General features: G+C 32.1%; 15 protein-coding genes and 5 tRNA genes. All 20 read right to left on the bottom strand.

Annotated features, from left to right (window positions below):
- Positions 1-68: 68 nt before the first annotated feature.
- Complete coding sequence (gene rplL, locus B5464_RS11235) at positions 69-443, bottom strand: 50S ribosomal protein L7/L12 (protein WP_079738432.1); 375 nt, start codon at positions 441-443, stop codon at positions 69-71.
- A 50-nt stretch (positions 444-493) separates the two neighbouring features.
- A complete protein-coding gene (rplJ, locus tag B5464_RS11230; RefSeq protein ID WP_077811321.1) occupies positions 494-1,012 on the bottom strand; it encodes a 50S ribosomal protein L10 in 519 nt (172 codons plus the stop codon).
- Positions 1,013-1,031: 19 nt separating this feature from the next.
- The gene (rplA, locus tag B5464_RS11225; RefSeq protein ID WP_077808827.1) at positions 1,032-1,721 is read right to left on the bottom strand and encodes a 50S ribosomal protein L1; all 690 of its coding nucleotides are present in this window, start codon (positions 1,719-1,721) and stop codon (positions 1,032-1,034) included.
- Between the two features lie 20 nt (positions 1,722-1,741).
- A complete protein-coding gene (gene rplK, locus B5464_RS11220; protein ID WP_077808826.1) occupies positions 1,742-2,179 on the bottom strand; it encodes a 50S ribosomal protein L11 in 438 nt (145 codons plus the stop codon).
- 70 nt (positions 2,180-2,249) lie between these two features.
- On the bottom strand, positions 2,250-2,801 hold the full coding sequence (gene nusG, locus B5464_RS11215; protein WP_077808825.1) for a transcription termination/antitermination protein NusG: 552 nt from the start codon (positions 2,799-2,801) through the stop codon (positions 2,250-2,252).
- Between the two features lie 2 nt (positions 2,802-2,803).
- Positions 2,804-3,001 (bottom strand): preprotein translocase subunit SecE, encoded by a 198-nt coding sequence (secE, locus tag B5464_RS11210; protein WP_077808824.1) that lies wholly within the window; start codon positions 2,999-3,001, stop codon positions 2,804-2,806.
- An 18-nt stretch (positions 3,002-3,019) separates the two neighbouring features.
- Positions 3,020-3,092, bottom strand: a tRNA-Trp gene (locus B5464_RS11205).
- An 82-nt stretch (positions 3,093-3,174) separates the two neighbouring features.
- Positions 3,175-4,362, bottom strand: coding sequence for an elongation factor Tu (gene tuf, locus B5464_RS11200; RefSeq protein WP_079738431.1), 1,188 nt, complete (start codon positions 4,360-4,362; stop codon positions 3,175-3,177).
- A 60-nt stretch (positions 4,363-4,422) separates the two neighbouring features.
- Positions 4,423-4,495, bottom strand: a tRNA-Thr gene (locus tag B5464_RS11195).
- Between the two features lie 15 nt (positions 4,496-4,510).
- A tRNA-Gly gene (locus B5464_RS11190) sits at positions 4,511-4,583 on the bottom strand.
- A gap of 13 nt (positions 4,584-4,596) precedes the next feature.
- Positions 4,597-4,678: transfer RNA gene (locus tag B5464_RS11185), tRNA-Tyr, on the bottom strand.
- 54 nt (positions 4,679-4,732) lie between these two features.
- Positions 4,733-4,806 (bottom strand) — tRNA-Thr (locus tag B5464_RS11180).
- Positions 4,807-4,910: 104 nt separating this feature from the next.
- The gene (gene raiA / locus B5464_RS11175; protein WP_077808822.1) at positions 4,911-5,219 is read right to left on the bottom strand and encodes a ribosome-associated translation inhibitor RaiA; all 309 of its coding nucleotides are present in this window, start codon (positions 5,217-5,219) and stop codon (positions 4,911-4,913) included.
- A 6-nt stretch (positions 5,220-5,225) separates the two neighbouring features.
- The gene (locus B5464_RS11170; RefSeq protein ID WP_079738430.1) at positions 5,226-6,113 is read right to left on the bottom strand and encodes a tyrosine-type recombinase/integrase; all 888 of its coding nucleotides are present in this window, start codon (positions 6,111-6,113) and stop codon (positions 5,226-5,228) included.
- Positions 6,114-6,209: 96 nt separating this feature from the next.
- Positions 6,210-6,407, bottom strand: a complete 198-nt coding sequence (gene rpsU / locus B5464_RS11165) for a 30S ribosomal protein S21 (RefSeq protein WP_026777225.1) — start codon at positions 6,405-6,407, stop codon at positions 6,210-6,212.
- Positions 6,408-6,622: 215 nt separating this feature from the next.
- Complete coding sequence (locus tag B5464_RS11160) at positions 6,623-7,789, bottom strand: acyl-CoA dehydrogenase family protein (RefSeq protein ID WP_079738429.1); 1,167 nt, start codon at positions 7,787-7,789, stop codon at positions 6,623-6,625.
- 21 nt (positions 7,790-7,810) lie between these two features.
- Positions 7,811-8,695, bottom strand: coding sequence for a helix-hairpin-helix domain-containing protein (locus B5464_RS11155; RefSeq protein WP_079738428.1), 885 nt, complete (start codon positions 8,693-8,695; stop codon positions 7,811-7,813).
- A 9-nt stretch (positions 8,696-8,704) separates the two neighbouring features.
- Positions 8,705-10,297 (bottom strand): sodium:alanine symporter family protein, encoded by a 1,593-nt coding sequence (locus B5464_RS11150; RefSeq protein WP_079738427.1) that lies wholly within the window; start codon positions 10,295-10,297, stop codon positions 8,705-8,707.
- 87 nt (positions 10,298-10,384) lie between these two features.
- Positions 10,385-11,284 carry an SDR family oxidoreductase gene (locus B5464_RS11145; RefSeq protein ID WP_079738426.1) on the bottom strand — a complete coding sequence of 300 codons (900 nt, stop codon included), beginning with the start codon at positions 11,282-11,284 and terminating at the stop codon, positions 10,385-10,387.
- The gene (locus tag B5464_RS11140; protein WP_079738425.1) at positions 11,285-12,283 is read right to left on the bottom strand and encodes a TrkA family potassium uptake protein; all 999 of its coding nucleotides are present in this window, start codon (positions 12,281-12,283) and stop codon (positions 11,285-11,287) included.

Below are 12,283 nucleotides of genomic sequence, written 5' to 3'. Positions count from 1 at the left end.
GACAAGTGTCCCTAGTACCTAAACCTAAATTTGTTTTCCCGTTACGTTTACACGTCGGGAGTAATAGCTTACTTAAGCTCTACCTCAGCTCCAGCTTCTTCTAAAGATGCTTTAAGACCTTCAGCCTCATCTTTAGATACACCTTCTTTTACTGCTGCTGGTGCGCTATCTACGATACCTTTAGCTTCTTTTAATCCTAAACCAGTTAATTCTTTAACTAATTTAACAACTGCTAATTTAGAACCTCCTGCTGCTGTTAAAATAACATCAAATTCAGTTTGCTCATCAGCTGCTTCTGCTCCACCTGCTGCTGGTCCTGCTACTGCTACTGCTGCTGCAGCTGGCTCGATACCATACTCATCTTTTAAAATAGTAGCTAATTCATTAACTTCTTTTACTGTTAAGTTAACTAATTGCTCTGCGAAATCTTTTAATTCTGCCATTTTAATTGTTTTTAAAAATTTTGTTTATTATAGTTTATTTGTGCGCGTAATTATTTTTCAGATAATGTCTTAATAATACCTGAAAGTGTTTGTCCACCTGACTGTAATGCTGAAACAACATTCTTAGCAGGAGACTGTAATAATCCAATGATTTCTCCAATTAATTCTTCTCTAGATTTAATATCTACTAAAGCATCTAATTGATCATCTCCAATATAAATAGATTCTTCTGCAAATGCACCTTTTAATAAAGGTCTATCTTTAGATTTCTTTCTAAATTCTTTGATTAATTTCGCAGGTGCATTTGCAGCCTCAGAAATCATCATTGAAGTATTTCCTTTTAATACTGTTGGTAAGTCTCCAAAATCTTTATCTGAAGCTTCCATTGCTTTTGCAAGTAATGTATTTTTAACAACTGATAACTGAACTCCTGCTTTAAAACAAGCTCTTCTTAAATTAGATGTTGTTTGTGCATCTAATCCAGAAATATCTGCTAAATATAAAGTGTTTGTATCTGCTAATACTGCTGTTAAATCTTGTATTACTTGTGATTTCTCTTCTCTAGTCATAATTATAAGTTTTAACGTATTAAACAGTTTTAACTTCAACAGCTATACTAGGACTCATCGTACTAGACATGAAAACGCTTTTTACATACGTTCCTTTTGCTGTTGTAGGTTTCAATTTAATAATTGTTTGTATTAACTCGTTTGCATTCTCTTCAATCTTCTTAGCATCAAAAGATACTTTTCCAATTGCAGCATGTACAATACCAGTTTTGTCTACTTTAAAGTCTATTTTACCAGCTTTAACATCTTGAACGGCTTTTGCAACATCCATAGTAACAGTACCAGTCTTTGGGTTCGGCATTAATCCTCTTGGACCTAATACTCTACCTAAAGGACCTAATTTCCCCATTACACTTGGCATCGTGATGATAACATCAACGTCTGTCCAACCACCTTTAATCTTTTGAAGATATTCATCTAACCCTACATAATCTGCACCTGCTGCTGTAGCTTCTGCTTCTTTATCTGGAGTTACTAATGCTAAAACTTTAACATCTTTTCCTGTTCCGTGAGGTAATGTTACAACACCACGAACCATTTGATTAGCTTTACGTGGATCTACTCCTAAACGAATTGCTAAATCTACTGATGCATCAAACTTTACATTAGTAATGTCTTTGACTAGAGCTGAAGCTGCTGCTAAATCATAAGATTTAGAGCTATCTACTTTTGCGTAAGCTTCTTTTTGCTTTTTTGTTAATTTTGCCATTTTACTACTTTTTATAAAGTTTATGCTGGTGCATCACCTTTTACTGTTAATCCCATAGAACGTGCTGTACCTGCAATCATACGCATTGCTGAAGAAACTTCAAAGGCATTTAAATCTACCATCTTGTCTTCTGCAATTGTTTTAATTTGATCCCAAGTAACTGATGCTACCTTCTTTCTGTTTGGTTCACCTGAACCCTTTTTAATTTTGGCCGCTTCTAGTAACTGAACTGCTGCAGGAGGAGTTTTTACAACAAAATCAAACGATTTGTCTTTGAAAACAGTAATAACAACAGGTAATACTTTACCTTGTTTGTCTTGCGTTCTTGCATTAAACTGTTTACAGAACTCCATAATGTTAACACCAGCAGCACCTAAAGCGGGTCCAACCGGCGGCGATGGATTCGCTGCGCCTCCCCTTACTTGTAACTTAACTACTTTACTAACTTCTTTTGCCATTTTAAAAATGTTTAATGATTTATTTTAAGTTGGAAGCCAAAAAATAAATCGATATATATTTGTGTAACAATTATATCTTTTCTACTTGCATATAACTTAATTCTAATGGTGTTTTTCTTCCGAATATTTTCACCATTACCTCAAGCTTACGCTTTTCTTCGTTTACTTTTTCAATAGTACCATCAAAACCATTAAATGGTCCGTCAACTACTTTTATTGTTTCTCCGATATTAAATGGAATTGCAACATTCTCATCTCTTACAGATAATTCATCTACTTTACCTAACATTCTGTTCACTTCAGATTTACGCATAGGTACAGGTTCACCTCCTTTAGTTTCACCTAAAAAACCAATTACACCTGTAATTGCTTTAATAACGTGAGGAACTTCACCAGATAAATTAGCTTCTACCATAATGTAACCAGGAAAATAAACTCTTTCTCTATTTATTTTCTTACCATTACGTACTTGTACAACTTTCTCTGTAGGCACTATTACTTGGCTTACATAATCAGATAAGCCTACCCTAGAGATTTCTGTCTCTATGTAAGCTTTTACCTTATTCTCTTGTCCACCAATGGCTCTAACAACATACCATTTCATTACTGAATCAGTCGCCATCTCTAATTAGATTTAAACATTGTGAAAAAGTTATCCAAACCTGTTTGAAAAACATAGTCTATACCTGCTACAGCTAAAGCGAACAAAATAGTGAACACCGCTACTGTTACTGTTGTCTTTTGAGCATCTTCTTTAGAGATCCAAGTCATGTGATTGCTTAGTTCATCAAAAGAATCTTTAATATATTGTATAAACTTCATTCTAATTGTATGTTTTTGCACGGATTGAGAGACTCGAACTCCCGACACCTGGTTTTGGAGACCAGTGCTCTACCAACTGAGCTAAACCCGTTTATTATTTCATTTATAAAGGCATCCCGATAAAATCGGGACACCCTTTTAAATTTATACTTAATAAATCAATATATAAAATATTAATCTAATAATTCAGTTACCTGACCTGCACCTACAGTTCTACCACCTTCACGGATAGCGAAACGTAAACCAACGTTTAATGCGATTGGTTGGATTAAATCTACAGTAATTGTTAAGTTATCTCCTGGCATTACCATTTCAACACCATCAGGTAAGTTAATTGTACCTGTAACATCCGTAGTTCTTACATAGAATTGTGGACGGTAATTGTTATGGAATGGAGTATGACGACCACCTTCTTCCTTCTTTAAAACATAAACTTCTGCTTTAAATTTAGCGTGTGGTGTTACAGAACCTGGCTTACAGATTACCATACCTCTTTTAATATCTTCTTTAGCAATACCTCTTAATAAGATACCTGCATTATCTCCAGCCTCACCTCTATCTAAGATTTGACGGAACATTTCAATACCAGTAATAGTAGAAGTCATTTTTTCAGCTCCCATACCGATAATATCTACAACATCTCCAGTGTTTGCAATACCAGTCTCAATACGACCAGTTGCAACTGTACCACGACCTGTAATAGAGAATACATCTTCAACAGGCATTAAGAAATCTTTATCCACCTCTCTTAATGGTTCTTCAATCCAAGCATCAACTTCTTTCATCAATTCAAGAACAGTATCAACCCATTTTTGCTCACCATTTAAAGCTCCTAAAGCAGAACCTGAAACTACAGGACCATTATCTCCATCATATTCATAGAAAGATAATAATTCTCTAACTTCCATATCAACTAATTCTAAAAGCTCTTCATCATCAACCATATCAACTTTGTTTAAGAAAACAACGATACGAGGAATTCCTACCTGACGACCTAATAAGATATGCTCTCTAGTCTGTGGCATTGGTCCATCTGTTGCAGCAACAACTAAAATAGCACCATCCATTTGAGCAGCACCCGTTACCATGTTCTTAACATAATCGGCGTGACCTGGACAATCTACGTGTGCATAGTGACGCTTTTCAGTTTGGTACTCTACGTGAGAAGTGTTAATTGTAATACCTCTTTCTTTTTCTTCCGGAGCATTATCAATCTGATCAAAAGATCTAGCCTCAGAGAATCCTGCATCAGCTAATACTTTAGTAATAGCCGCAGTTAAAGTTGTTTTACCGTGATCTACGTGTCCGATAGTACCAATGTTTAAGTGTGGTTTCGAACGGTCAAAAGTTCCTTTTGCCATAATTATTAATTTTAATTCTTAGTTTAAATATATTTAGTGTCTAATAATACATAAAAAATGAGCCAGCGATGGGATTTGAACCCACGACCTCATCCCTACCAAGGATGCGCTCTACCAACTGAGCTACACCGGCTTGTTGATATTTTAGAGCGAAAGACCGGGTTCGAACCGGCGACATTCAGCTTGGAAGGCTGACGCTCTACCAACTGAGCTACTTTCGCAATTTGTAAATTGTGGGGAGAGCAGGATTCGAACCTGCGAAGACATAGTCAACGGAGTTACAGTCCGTCCTCGTTGGCCGCTTGAGTATCTCCCCGATAATTTACTATTTTAATGAACTTTTAAATTACAAATGCAATTTAATTTACTGAGCCAATGGAGGGACTCGAACCCACGACCTGCTGATTACAAATCAGCTGCTCTAGCCAGCTGAGCTACATCGGCTTTCGTTGTTTAAAAACAACACGCTATTTCTAACGGTTTGCAAATGTATAAAGTTTTTTCAATTTCCAAAACTTTTTTTTAAGTTTTTTTGTTTTTTTTTCGTTTTACGAAATCATAGAATCTCTTAACTTCTCTTTTGATCTTTTTAATTGCCTCTTTAAATTATCAACTGCGGCATTAACACCTTCTTCAAAAGTTTTCGTTTCTCTTTTGACAATCAACTCGCTACCAGGTATATTAATTTTTATTTCTGTTATTTTATTTTCTTTATCACTTGTGTTTTGAACTTTTAAAAACACTTCTGCATCAACTATCTTATCATGAAATTTTGACAATGTTAAAACCTTAGTTTCTACAAACGTTATTAATTGACTATCTGCATTAAAATTTACCGATTGCGTGAATACTTTCATACCTTATCATTTTTTGTTGCTTCTAGGGTGAGCATTGTTATACACTTTTTTTATTGCTTCTAAACTATTACTAGCATAGATTTGAGTAGAGGCTAAAGATGAATGCCCTAGCAATTCTTTAACCGAATTTAAGTCTGCCCCTTCATTTAAAAGATGTGTTGCAAAAGAATGCCTTAATATATGTGGACTCTTTTTTACCTTTGAGGAGACTTCACTAAAGTAAGAATTTATAATTCTGTAAACAAGTGTTTCATATAATTTATTTCCTTTTGAAGTAATTAACAAATATTCTGAAACAAAACCTTCTTTGTTTCTCTCTTGTAAATACTTTTTTATTGAAATTAGCACAGAGGGAAGTATTGGCACATAACGTTCTTTATTCCTTTTACCCAAGACTTTTATAGTATTATTTGTAGAATTTATATCTTGTAATTTTAAGCTGATTAACTCTGCTCTTCTAATTCCTGTAGAGTACAAGAGCTCTACCAACAACTTGTTTCGTAGAGTTTCAAAACTATTATCATTTTCAAGAGAACTTATAACAGCATTCACTTCTTTTACAGTGAAAGGAACCTGGACTTTCTTTTTGATTTTTAAAGCTCTATGTTTTGCTAACGGATTACTATCTAACTGACCTGTTTTTTGTAAAAATTTATAAAATGACTTTAATGAACTAATTTTTCTGTTTATAGAATTATTTGATACATCAGAATTAACTAAACTTACAATCCAACTTCTAATTAAGGGATATTTCACCTCTAACAAATCATCTAATTCAAATTCTGATAAACAAAATTCATTGAAAGCAGTTAAATCTGTTTTATATGCAACTATAGTATGCTTAGAATATTTTTTTTCTAAGGATAAATAATCTAAAAAAGAATTGATTAACATTATTAATTTTTAATAATCAAATTTAGTGTTTTTAAAGCAAAAAAAATCTCGTACTAAAATTAGTACGAGATTTATTATTTTAAGAATACGTTAGATTTATCCAACCTCTTCTTGTGTTCTTAATCTTTGAACGTAAGAAGCTTTTATTCTTTGAGCTCTTTTCGCTACAGATGGCTTTGTAAAGTTTTTTCTGTTACGTAAGTTCTTCATCGTCTTAGTACGATCGAATTTTCTTTTATAACGCTTTAACGCTCTATCTATATTTTCTCCTTCTTTAATAGGTATAATTAACATAAGTTAGCACCTCCCTTCATAGTATCTTTATATTTTGAATAGCACAATGGCTATTTGGTTTATTTTTTGGTTTGCAAATGTAGTTACAAATTATGAAATAACAATTACTAAATTAAATTTATTTTAAATAGTCTATTTACTCTAATTTTCAATAGTTTAAAACAGGTTTTAAATAATCATTATAAAGTCAAAAAATAATAAAATATAAAAATGTACTAAGTAGCTGGTTTATATTCTTTATTATCGATTACCATTTTTGCTATAATCTCTTTTAGTATTTCTGAAGTTCCTCCTCCTATTGGACCTAATCTACTATCTCTTAACAACCTTGCCATAGGATATTCTTCCATATAACCATAGCCTCCTAAAAGTTGTAAAGCATCATAAATAACCTCATCTGCTATCTTTGTAGATAATAATTTAGACATACTTGCTTCTTTAACAACATAAGCTCCTAAATCTAATCTTTTAGTTATCGAGTAATTATACTCTCTACACATATCTACTTTACTAGACATTTCTGCTATTTTATGTCTTAAAGCTTGAAATTTATCTAAAGACTTGCCAAAAGCAACTCTTTCTTGCATGTAATTAATTGCATAATCTACTGCGAATTCTGCTCTTGCGTGTGCATTTACCCCCATTATCAATCTTTCTAAAGCAAAATGTTGCATGATATAAGGAAAGCCTTTTCCTTCTTCTCCCATTAAGTTTTCAACAGGAATTTCTACATTATCAAAAGCAATTTCTCCAGTATCTGAAGCTCTCCAACCAAGTTTATCTAATTTCGTTGCAGAAATACCTTTTGCTTCTCTATCGACAACAAAAATACTAATCCCTTTATATTTATCCGAAGGATCTGTTTTTGCTGCAACTATTAAATAATCTGAATAAACTCCGTTAGTTATAAAAGTTTTAGATCCGTTTAGAATATACTTATCACCTTTTTTAATAGCTGTAGATCTCATACCCGCAACATCACTTCCACCAAAAGGCTCTGTAATACAAAGACAACCAATTTTATCGCCTTCTACACTTGGTACAAGATATTTTTGTTTGATAAATTCTGTACCTTCCTTATTAAGATGTGTCATTGCTAAAAATTCATGCGCCCACATTGCTGCTGCAAAACCACCTGAATTAACCTTTTGCAATTCTTCTAAAAAAATTACGGTGTAGAATAAATCTAAATCTAACCCCCCGTACTCTTCTGGTGTACGCAAACCGAAATATCCCATTTCGCCAAATTTTTTCCAAATAAATCTGTCTATGGTTCCTGTTTTTTCCCATTTATCAATATGAGGAACTACTTCCTTCTGTAAAAAATCTTTAAAACTTGCACGAAAAGCGTCGTGTTCTTCAGTAAAGTACATACTGTTCATCTGGTAAGAATTTTGAGTTGTTTATTTAGCTACCAAATATAAGACTATTCTGTCATACAAATCTAACGGAAAACCACTGATATTTTTTAATTGTGAAATATTTTGCAATTCAGCCACCTCATCTCTGTACTCAAATATCTTTTTACACAATTCATAATCTACGTACGGAGTTTTAAGAATTTCTTTAAAAGAAGCTGTATTTACATTGACTTTTTGAATATATGGTAATTCTACAAGTTTAAAGGTTTGTTTAATTTTAACCAAAACTTCTGGCTTAACACCCCATATTTCGTCTAGTTGACTAAGCATAGAAAATCCTTGTAATTTAGAACGATACTTAATAATTCTGGCTGAAATTTTATCTCCAACACCATCAATTGTTTTAAAATCTTCTAAAGTTGCTTTATTAATATCTGCTGTCGATAGAGTTTTATTCTGATTTTTAGTATATTTAACAATAGTAGAATTAGATGTACTTGTTTTTTGTTTAGTAACCCAATCAGGGAACTTAAAATACGGAGCAATTCTATTTAAAAGTGAATCTGAAACATTTGTAACTTTCTGAAACTCTTCTTTAGAATTCACAAATTGATTTCGATTTCTATAAGCAAGTAACTTATCTATTTCATTTATAGACATTCCTAATTGAACACCTTTATAATCTGTTATATAGTTCGGATTAAAAGGATATAACTTAGGCTTTCTTGATTCTAAAGCAATTAATTTTAAACTATCTATCTTCTTATAAAAGGCTAAAGTTCGAGCATTATCAATTATTGATAGATCTTTACTTGAGTCCTTATAAAAGAAAATTAAAACTTGGAATAAAGCTATAATTATAACCAATAAAAAAATCCCATTTCTTTGGTTTTTATTATACCAGAAATGGGATTTGAATATGTTCATTTGTACTTTTTATGCTTTGTTTGTTTTAATAGCACTCATATACTTCTTTAATTCTACTTTAACCTTAGGCGCTAAAAGAATTAAACCTATCATGTTTGGAACCATCATTGCAAACACCATTGCATCAGAGAAACCAATTACAGAACCTAAACTAGCTGCCGCACCTATTATAACAAAAATACAGAAAATAACTTTGTAAGTGTATTCCATCTTTTTTGATCTTCCGAATAAATAAGACCAACCTTGAAAACCATAGTAAGACCAAGAAATCATAGAACTAAATGCAAATAAAACTACTGCAACTGTTAACACGTATGGAAACCAAGAAATAGCCGACTCAAAAGCTCCTGAAGTTAATAAAATTGCTTGCGCATCACTTAAAGATGCATTTTCTGCAGTTACATTACCTGTAATAATTAATACTAAAGCTGTCATTGTACAAACCACTACAGTATCAATAAATGGCTCTAATAAAGCAACCATTCCTTCACTTGCTGCGTATTTAGTTTTTACTGCTGAATGCGCAATAGAAGCAGAACCAATACCTGCTTCATTAGAAAATGCTGCCCTTCTAAAACCTTGAATCATTACACCAATTGCACCACCAGCAATTCCTTCTGGACTAAAAGCACCATCAAAAATTTGCACGAAAGCATCACCAATCATATCATAATTTGCAAAAATCACAAACAATGCTGCACCCACATAAATTGCAACCATAAAAGGAACAATTTTATCTGTAACCTTAGCAATTTTCTTGATTCCACCGATAATTACAATACCAACTAAGATAGCCATAACCAAACCGAACAACCAACCTTTACCTGCTAAAACAGACTCTGAACCACCTGTAATATTTTGAACTAATTGAAAAGCTTGATTTACCTGAAACATGTTTCCTCCTCCAAAAGAACCACCAATAACAAAAATTGCAAATAAAGCTGCTAAAATCTTACCTAGCGTTTTATTTTTTAATCCTTTTGTTAAGTAATACATTGGCCCTCCGTAAACAGTACCATCTGCTTCGATATCTCTATATTTTACACCTAAAGTACATTCTACAAATTTAGACGCCATTCCTAAGAAACCAGCAACTATCATCCAGAATGTTGCACCTGCACCACCAATTGAAACAGCAATTGCAACACCTGCAATATTACCTAAACCTACAGTTGCAGAAAGCGCTGCTGTTAATGCTTGAAAATGCGAAACCTCACCTTCATGACCCTCTACTCTAATTGTGTCAGGATTATCACCTTCTTCTGTTGTTGAAACATTATTTGAAACTTCAATAGCTTTATTTTCGCCTTTACCTTCTAAACCGTCATATTTTCCTCTAACAATATTTATTGAAGTAAAGAAACCTCTAAAATTGATAAAGTTAAAATAAACTGTAAAATATAAAGCTCCTAATATTAACGGGAATAAAACCCAATAAATACTAATAGTATCTGTAAAAGGAATTTGATAAAAAATAAAATCTACAAACCATCCTGTTGCATTACCAAATGCTTCATCAATTTGTTGATCTAAACCTTTTTCTTGAGCAAATGTAAAAAAGGGTGTTGCTAACATTAGCAACGAAAGAAGTTTTTTATTCATAATAGAAATTTGATTAATTTAAATTTAGTGACCCGCAATATCATAAAAAAATGCTCTTTTAACAAGTTTTAAGCGTTAAAAGTAACTTTATGACAACGTTTCTTTAAACTTTTGTAAATCTACTTTAAAAGAATTTGTTTTAAAGCCTAACTCTTTATTCGTTTTAGTTAAGTCGAAACCTGTTTTTGCAGGTCTTAAAGCTTTTTGATTTAAAGTTTTGGTAGAAATTGGTTTTATTAAATCTTTGCTTAAGTTAAAAACCTCTGCAATTTCTTGTGCGATTTCAAAAACACTAAGCAGTTTATCCGAAGAGATATTAAAAATTCCTTTTGCTTTTTTATCAATAACAACCTTGCAAGCTAATGCTAATTCTTCTACATAAGTTGGCATTCTATATTGATCATCAACAATCGTAATTTCTTTGTTATTTTCTAACATTTCTTTTACCCAAAGTACAATATTACTTCTACTCATGTCAAAAACTTTTCCGTAGACTAAAATTGTTCTTAAGATTGTGAAATCTATTTCTGAATTCAATAAAACTTGTTCAGATTTTAATTTTGACTCGCCATAATAACTTAAAGGATTCGGAATATCAGACTCTTTATAGTATCCTTTTTTGCCATCAAAAATAAAATCCGTAGAAATATGAATTAGATGAATTTTAAGTTTTTCTGAAACATCTTTTAACGATTCTACCGCTAAAACATTTAACTCGTTACAAGTTTCTTTGGCATCTTCACAAGCATCTACGTTTGTCATAGCTGCTGTATTTATAATAAAATCTGGTTTAATTTTTAGAATAGCATCAGTTAATAAAATTTTATTGGTGATATCTATTGACGAGTACTTAAAATCTTTTCTTCCGCTTCTGTTATTTCCTTTAGAAAAACCATAAACATCATACACATCTTTATTTTTGAGTAACAAGTTTAGTAGAGATTGACCTAACAAACCATTACTACCCGTAATAATTACTTTTTCCATTTAAAAGATTTGTCTTAGTTTAATTATTTGCTCTGGCCTACCCAAAACAATTAGTTGAGAATTTTCTACTAATTTGATGTTTGCCTCTGGATTGATTACATAATCTTTATCCGGATTTCTAAATCCTATTACGGTACAACCAGTTTGTTTTCTTAAGTCTAAATCTAAAATAGTTTTATTTATAAATTTAGATGGCAAATCGTTTACAGCTATTTCTTCTAGGTTTGCAGTTGTTTCACCTTCTATAGTTAATCTATCTACAAATTCTATAACATCTGGCGTTGTAACCAAAGATGCCATATGATTTCCGCCAAGTTTATCTGGCATTATTACATTATTTGCACCGGCAAACTTTAATTTCTTGTACGAAGATTCGTTAGATGCTCTACTAATAATTGTGCACTTATTATTTAATTGACTTGCAGTTAATACTACAAATAGATTATTCGCATCCGAAGGTAAAGCTGTTATCAAAAAAGAGGCTTTTTCGATTCCGGCTTTTAATAATGTTTCATCTAAAGTTGCATCACCTTCAATATTTAAAATCCCTTCAGAATCTAAAAAAGAAATCATTTCTTTATCTTTTTCTACAACAACAAATTCTTTATTGTAGTTTCCTAATTTTAATATTGCTTGCTTACCATTTCTACCGTAACCACAAACAATAGTGTGGTTTTTTAAATGATTTATTTGTTTTTCCACTTTTCTGTGTTTAAAATGTTGAAATAATTTACCGCTAACCAAATATTCTGAAAACGAAGAAACCGCATAACCAAAAATGGTAATACTTGTTAAAATTAAAAAAATTGTAAATACTTTTTCTTCAGGTGAAAAAGGCTGCAACTCACCAAAACCTACCGTTGTTACAGTAATTACTGTCATATAAAGTGCATCTACAAAATTATAGCCAGAAAGCGACATATAACCAATTGTACCAACACCAATTATTAACATAACTAGTAAAGCAATTTTATTTATTTTCGATTTTAGAAACTTCAT

Origin of the sequence: Polaribacter sp. KT 15 (assembly GCF_900143115.1) — a bacterium.
Taxonomy (GTDB): Bacteria; Bacteroidota; Bacteroidia; order Flavobacteriales; family Flavobacteriaceae; genus Polaribacter; species Polaribacter marinaquae.
This window is presented reverse-complemented; position numbering and strand designations above follow the sequence as displayed.

Excerpts from the sequence above, each read along its gene's own strand:
- raiA (WP_077808822.1), bottom strand. The coding sequence starts at position 5,219 with ATGAAAGTATTCACGCAATCGGTAAATTTTAATGCAGATAGTCAATTA.
- rplK (WP_077808826.1), bottom strand. The coding sequence starts at position 2,179 with ATGGCAAAAGAAGTTAGTAAAGTAGTTAAGTTACAAGTAAGGGGAGGC.
- rplL (WP_079738432.1), bottom strand. The coding sequence starts at position 443 with ATGGCAGAATTAAAAGATTTCGCAGAGCAATTAGTTAACTTAACAGTA.
- B5464_RS11145 (WP_079738426.1), bottom strand. The coding sequence starts at position 11,284 with ATGGAAAAAGTAATTATTACGGGTAGTAATGGTTTGTTAGGTCAATCT.
- secE (WP_077808824.1), bottom strand. The coding sequence starts at position 3,001 with ATGAAGTTTATACAATATATTAAAGATTCTTTTGATGAACTAAGCAAT.
- B5464_RS11155 (WP_079738428.1), bottom strand. The coding sequence starts at position 8,695 with ATGAACATATTCAAATCCCATTTCTGGTATAATAAAAACCAAAGAAAT.
- B5464_RS11160 (WP_079738429.1), bottom strand. The coding sequence starts at position 7,789 with ATGAACAGTATGTACTTTACTGAAGAACACGACGCTTTTCGTGCAAGT.
- rplA (WP_077808827.1), bottom strand. The coding sequence starts at position 1,721 with ATGGCAAAATTAACAAAAAAGCAAAAAGAAGCTTACGCAAAAGTAGAT.
- B5464_RS11150 (WP_079738427.1), bottom strand. The coding sequence starts at position 10,297 with ATGAATAAAAAACTTCTTTCGTTGCTAATGTTAGCAACACCCTTTTTT.
- tuf (WP_079738431.1), bottom strand. The coding sequence starts at position 4,362 with ATGGCAAAAGGAACTTTTGACCGTTCGAAACCACACTTAAACATTGGT.
- rplJ (WP_077811321.1), bottom strand. The coding sequence starts at position 1,012 with ATGACTAGAGAAGAGAAATCACAAGTAATACAAGATTTAACAGCAGTA.
- B5464_RS11170 (WP_079738430.1), bottom strand. The coding sequence starts at position 6,113 with ATGTTAATCAATTCTTTTTTAGATTATTTATCCTTAGAAAAAAAATAT.
- rpsU (WP_026777225.1), bottom strand. The coding sequence starts at position 6,407 with ATGTTAATTATACCTATTAAAGAAGGAGAAAATATAGATAGAGCGTTA.
- nusG (WP_077808825.1), bottom strand. The coding sequence starts at position 2,801 with ATGGCGACTGATTCAGTAATGAAATGGTATGTTGTTAGAGCCATTGGT.
- B5464_RS11140 (WP_079738425.1), bottom strand. The coding sequence starts at position 12,283 with ATGAAGTTTCTAAAATCGAAAATAAATAAAATTGCTTTACTAGTTATG.